Annotated in this window: 4 protein-coding genes; 2 read left to right on the top strand and 2 right to left on the bottom strand. The window is 46.1% G+C overall.

Annotated elements, in window-relative coordinates; genetic code table 11:
- Positions 1 to 232: 232 nt before the first annotated feature.
- Together V6C93_RS06885 and V6C93_RS06880 are read right to left on the bottom strand one after the other, a co-directional pair.
- Positions 233 to 1,111, bottom strand: coding sequence for a universal stress protein (locus tag V6C93_RS06885; protein WP_333475915.1), 879 nt, complete (start codon positions 1,109 to 1,111; stop codon positions 233 to 235).
- A gap of 402 nt (positions 1,112 to 1,513) precedes the next feature.
- Positions 1,514 to 1,714 carry an NblA/ycf18 family protein gene (locus V6C93_RS06880; RefSeq protein WP_333475914.1) on the bottom strand — a complete coding sequence of 67 codons (201 nt, stop codon included), beginning with the start codon at positions 1,712 to 1,714 and terminating at the stop codon, positions 1,514 to 1,516.
- Positions 1,715 to 2,306: 592 nt separating this feature from the next.
- Between V6C93_RS06880 and polA the strand changes: the two genes are divergently transcribed.
- Positions 2,307 to 5,441, top strand: coding sequence for a DNA polymerase I (polA, locus tag V6C93_RS06875; protein WP_333475913.1), 3,135 nt, complete (start codon positions 2,307 to 2,309; stop codon positions 5,439 to 5,441).
- Positions 5,442 to 5,474: 33 nt separating this feature from the next.
- Positions 5,475 to 5,732: a pentapeptide repeat-containing protein gene (locus tag V6C93_RS06870; protein ID WP_333475912.1), complete on the top strand. Its 258-nt coding sequence runs from the start codon at positions 5,475 to 5,477 to the stop codon at positions 5,730 to 5,732.
- The last annotated feature ends 272 nt before the right edge of the window (positions 5,733 to 6,004 follow it).

Raw genomic sequence — 6,004 nt, 5'->3', positions numbered from 1 at the left:
AGCAGGTTGTGCGCATGTTGATCGATCGCAGCGATATCCCAGAGGTCAATCATAGACAATGGGTCATAGAGAATATCTAATAGGTTACAGGCTAGTAGGTTGAACGTTGCCAGGTTGAAAGTTCGCAGGTTTAAAGCTTACAACGAAGGAAAGCCCATTGAAACCTCCAAACCTTCAACCTCCAAACCTTCAACCTCCAAACCTTCAACATTGAAACCTTCAACCCTCAAAACTATCGTTGCGGCGGGAAGAAAAGAACCGGGTGCCAACTGCGGCGCATCAATTCACCAGCAAAGCTACGCACGGGCCACTCAATCAGCTTACCTAAATTATCAGAGGAAATTGCGATCGCACTGATATCAAACTCTAAAGCGGCATCCAAAATCTCTTCATAAGGATTTCCCAACCGCACCTCTGCATTAACTTGCAAACCCAACTGTTCCAACTCAACTTTTACGAGCTGTAGCTGTTCCTGAGCTTCTTTGACTTGGTAATCCTTGGGTACTTCTCGACGCCCCCCTTCATCCACCACCCACAGCAGCATACACTCTTCTAAAGAGTTATCCGGTCGGTTCTGAGCCTGCTCCTTAACCTTTTGTACCAAATACTTAGAGGGGTTACTCCCATCGTAGGGAATCAGCAAATACCGGAATAGATGCTTACAGCGTAGATCGAGTTCTTCACGGGTGTAAGTTGAAATGAGTTGCGATCGCACCATCAGTAGCGGAGTAACACATGCTCTCACCAAACCGGATGCTGTACTGCCAAACAGCTTTTCTTGCAACAAGCTCTGAATTGGCATTCCCGTCAGGATGACATCTGGCTGATATTGCTTTGCCACCTTGGGGATTGTATCGATTGCACGCCCAGAAGGAACCTCAATCTTGACTTCCACTCCCTCTGGGACATTTTTCAGACTTTTTTGGAAGCGATCGCGTGCCTTCTCTATCGCTTCTTGGTCTATTCGAGGGATTTCTCCTTCTTCCCACAAAGGAACACTATGCAAAAAAATGATCTGCTGGATACCGCCAGCTGCCAAACTAGGCACAAACTCCACAAGCCGATATAAACCGTCAGAAAAATTTGTGCAGATTAAGCAACGCTGAAACATAAGCAGAGCAGATGGCTTTTTCCTAACACTACCATCAAGGGCTCTCCTCCTTACTGCTTCAAAAGGATGAGTGACGAATTCTTTAAAACTTATAGTTCATGAATTGATTGGTCTTGGATTCTAGATTCTTGAAGGGAGGACACGAACCCAGACATTGTCTCATGAAGGTTAAGCGATAACCTCAGACGTTCTCATTTAAAAATTTTTGGCTTTGGTTTCAGCTTTTACACCCGCAAGCGGTGCTTTCTGCCAAAAATTCCTGAAAATGCAGCAACATAGTGCTATCAACCTAGTTTAGAAAATTGTCGTTTTTGCACTTGAGTTGACGCCCCAGCATCCCCAGCTCCTTTCCGAGCGCGGAACCGAGCAAGAGACGGAGGTCGCCCACTACAGACAGGGCTACTACGACTCAAACTGAGGATTTGCCCCTAGTCCCCATTCGTGCTTCAGAAACTCTTTGTACATGTTTTCACGCATCATCATTTGCTCATAGAGCTTGACCAAGAAATCTTGGGCTTGCTCACGGCTCATCTGGTCAACCTGAGTTTGGAAAGAGCGGATGCTAAATTGTTGTTCCAATGAGAGTTTGACGGGTCCAGACATAGTTAACTCCTTGCTAACTAGATAAAAGGAAGGAACATTGTGGTCTACAAAAGCCCTGACTGGGTAAGGCGTCAGTGTCGGTGAGCTAGCTCAGCCTCTACTGCTGTTATTACAAAGCGTAACAAGTGTTTGACAAAATGACCATCCCCCGATTTGGGTACTTCTGTTAAACCAAAAGAAGGAAAATCTTCGTAAAAGTTTCCTACTTGAGGTTTAGGCAGTTTTATCAACAGTGTCACGGAGCAAACTGCTCACTGTGAACAATTGGATAAGTAGTTGTACTTACTTTTTCAACCCTGAGGAGGGTAAAAAGCTTGTAAACTTAAGGCTCTGTTGACTTTTGTCCCCGCTAGTGGTGACAGTAGTTTCCACAAAAACTTTATATAAATCGGGAAATGCATAAAGCTTTCGACAAGAGATGCCAAACTTCTAGACAGGGAGCTGTTAAATCAGATACAAATAGGAATCTTGAAATACAAGGTTTACTCAGTGACTTTTAAAGCAGTTGGCGGGGAGATCCAACTGCTTTTTTCTTTCACTACCTCAACAAGAGGAGAGGGTGAGTGGAGAAGGAACTGGCTAAAATGGGGCTATGTCTCAATCCAACCCTGCCCCCAACCCTGAAGCTGCTGCCGACGCCTCATCGGTAGAGCAACCGCTATTGATACTGGTTGACGGTCATTCGTTAGCCTTTCGTTCCTACTTTGCCTTTGCCAAGGGGCGAGACGGTGGACTGCGCACCCAAAAGACAGGAATTCCCACGAGTGTCTGCTTTGGCTTTCTCAAGTCGCTGTTAGAGGTCATGGGATCAGAGCAACCGCAATCGATGGCAGTTGCCTTTGACACGAAAGAGCCAACGTTTCGCCACGAAGCGGATGATACCTACAAAGCCGGCCGACCTGAAACACCCGAAGACTTCATCCCCGATGTAGCAAATCTTCAGGAGTTGCTCGCGGCATTAAGAGTGCCGGTGGTTACTTCTCCGGGTTATGAGGCAGATGACGTTTTGGCAACGTTAGCGATACAAGCTAGTGAAAAGGGTTATCGAGTCAAAATTTTAACAGGCGATCGCGATTTATATCAGCTAATCGATCCCGAAAAAAACATCAGTATTCTGTATCTCAGCACAGATTTTTTGAAGCGGGGACGTTCTACGGGTCCAACGGAATTTGGCCCAGAACAGGTTAAGGAGAAACTGGGCATCACACCTGCCCAAGTTGTAGACTACAAAGCCCTCTGTGGTGATAAATCCGATAATATTCCTGGAGTCAAAGGGATTGGGGACAAAACGGCTATCCAGTTGCTAGAGCGTTTTGGCTCCCTTGAGGGAATTTATGCTTCCTTGGACGAGATTAAAGGCGCTACCAAGACCAAGCTAGAAGTTGGGAAACAAGATGCACAGCATTCCCGCTATCTTGCTCAGTTGAAATTTGATGCCCCAGTAAACATCGAACTAGAAGATGGCAAGCTAGAGGGATTTGATACTGCTGTCCTGAAACCCCTGCTAGAAAAACTGGAGTTTCAGACTTTTTTGGGCAAAATTGACCAACTTCAGCAAATTTTTGGTGGTAGAGCGGTTGAGGAAACCCCAACTCCGGAACAGACCCAGCATACCGAAGCCTCACAACCAGAATCTGTAGCAGCAGAGTCTACCGTACCCTCAGCGCTGGAACCAGAAGACAATGACCTTTGGTTTTTCAGTGCAGCGGATACCGAAGAATATCAGAAACAAACCTCTTCTAATCAGTCTGGAATTCAACCCACCATCATCAATACACCTGAAAAGTTAGCTCAGTTAGTTAAGCAGTTACGAAACTGCACTAATCCAGCAATCCCTGTTGCCTGGGACACAGAAACCAGCGATTTAGAACCACGAGACGCCCAGTTGGTAGGAATTGGCTGCTGCTTTGCCTCTAACCCATCAGATTTAGATCCCCCTAAATCCCCCTTAAAGAGGGGGACTTTGAGTGAAGTCTCCCCCCTGGATAAAAGGGGAGAAACTGAGGAGGGAGGCAAAGGTGAAATTCAGCCGTTAGATGTGGAAATTGCCTATATTCCCATTGGTCATAGAGAGGGCAACAACTTAGATAAAGATACAGTTCTAGCAGCGCTTCGCCCAATTCTAGAGAGTGCAGAGTATCCCAAAGCCTTACAGAATGCCAAATTTGACCGCTTAGTATTGCGCTGTCAAGGCATTCAGCTAGCAGGGGTTATATTTGACACGATGCTGGCAAGTTATGTCCTCAATCCAGATACCAGCCATAACCTTACCGAGCTATCACAGAAGTATTTGGGGATAAACCCTAAAAGTTACTCAGAATTAGTCCCAAAAGGTAAGACAATTGCTGATGTGAGTATCCAGGCGGTTGCAGATTACTGCGGTATGGATGCCTACACGACGTTTTGCCTGGTTCCCAAGTTACGCGAAAAACTGGAGGCAGCTCCAAAACTGTACGAGCTGTTATTAAATGTTGAACAGCCTTTGGAACCCGTCTTAGCAGAGATGGAATATCAAGGCATTCGCATTGATACCGCCTATCTTAAGGAACTATCGCAACAGCTGGAAAAAGATTTAGGAGCCATTGAACAGCGAGCTTATGAGGCAGCGGGAGAAAAATTCAATTTAGGTTCTCCTAAACAGTTGAGCGAGTTGCTGTTTGAAAAATTGGGGTTAGATCGCAAAAAGTCGCGAAAGATAAAGACAGGCTACTCTACAGATGCTGCAACGTTAGAAAAGCTTTCTGGTGATCATCCGGTTGTAGATGCAATTTTGGAACACCGCACGTTATCTAAGTTGAAATCAACCTATGTGGATGCGTTACCTGCGCTAGTACGTCCGGATACGCAGCGGGTGCATACCGATTTTAACCAAACGGCGACAAGCACAGGGCGTCTGTCGTCTTCTAATCCAAATTTGCAGAATATTCCTATCCGTACCGCCTTTAGTCGAAAAATTCGGCAAGGGTTTATTCCAGAACCGGGTTGGTTGCTGGCAGCGGCAGATTATTCTCAAATTGAGTTACGTATCTTGGCACACTTCAGTCAAGAGCCAGTACTCGTTGAAACGTATCAAAACCAGGAAGATGTTCACACGGTAACGGCGAGGTTATTGTTTGAAAAGGAAACGGTGACGCCAGATGAACGCCGCTTGGGTAAAACCATTAACTTTGGTGTGATTTATGGGATGGGAGCGCAACGCTTTGCGCGGGAAGCGGGAGTCAGTGCAACGGAAGGGAAGAAGTTTATTGAGCGGTTTAACCAGCGCTATCCCAAGGTTTTTGCGTACTTGCAGCAGTTACAACGAGAAGCGATCGCACAAGGTTATGTTGAAACTCTTCTAGGACGTCGCCGCTATTTCGAGTTCAACAGTGGTAACCTACGCCACCTCAAAGGCAAAAATCCTCAGGAGATTGAACTCAATAAAATTGGAGTACGCGACCAATATGATGCCGGTTTGTTACGTGCGGCGGCGAATGCTCCCATTCAAGGCTCAAGTGCCGACATCATCAAAATTGCGATGGCAAATGTGCATAAGCTCTTGCAGGACTATCAGGAAAAGGCACGTTTACTCTTGCAAGTTCACGATGAATTAGTCTTTGAAGTTCATCCAGATGTTTGGGAAGAATTGCAGCCAAAAATTCGAGAAACGATGGAATCAGCCGTTAAGTTGAGTGTGCCCTTAATGGTTGATGTTCATGCGGGCCAAAACTGGATGGAGACGAAGTAATAGTGTACCAGTGGGTGTTGAAAACTAGATGATATGAACATCGATGAACTTCTGAGCAAATACGCAGCTGGGGAAAGAGATTTTGGCGCGATAAACCTGCGTCAAGCCAATCTAACTGGAATATTCCTGAAAGAAGCAAATTTAGGTGGAACTTGTCTACATCTGGCAAACCTCACTAACACAGACCTCAGCGAAGCAAGGCTGCGTGGGTCGCAGAATATTCAGCCAGATCAGTTGAATAAAGCAATCTTAACTGGTACAGAAATGCCTGATGGGAAAATTCAACCTTAGGCTTACTGAAAAGTAAAGTGAGTTGCTCTACAGGTAGACCTCTCTGAAAAACCTCTCTCCTAGCAGAAGAGAGGCTTTGATTGTTTCCCCAACCTTTGTAGGGAAGCCGGAGCGATCGCCGCAGATGAGACTGAGGACTTTAGTGAGGAACTGGGGGTTAGGTTGAATGTCACTGACTTAAGCGCTCTCCTGTGGAATTTGCCCTCTAAATCCCCCAAAATTGGGGGACTTTGAACTCATGTTCCCCCCAGAATTGGGGGGTTAGGGGGGCG

It is taken from the genome of Allocoleopsis sp. (genome assembly GCF_036703385.1).
GTDB lineage: Bacteria > Cyanobacteriota > Cyanobacteriia > Cyanobacteriales > Coleofasciculaceae > Allocoleopsis.
The sequence above is the reverse complement of the archived record's forward strand: the minus strand, read 5'-3'. Positions and strand labels throughout refer to the sequence as shown.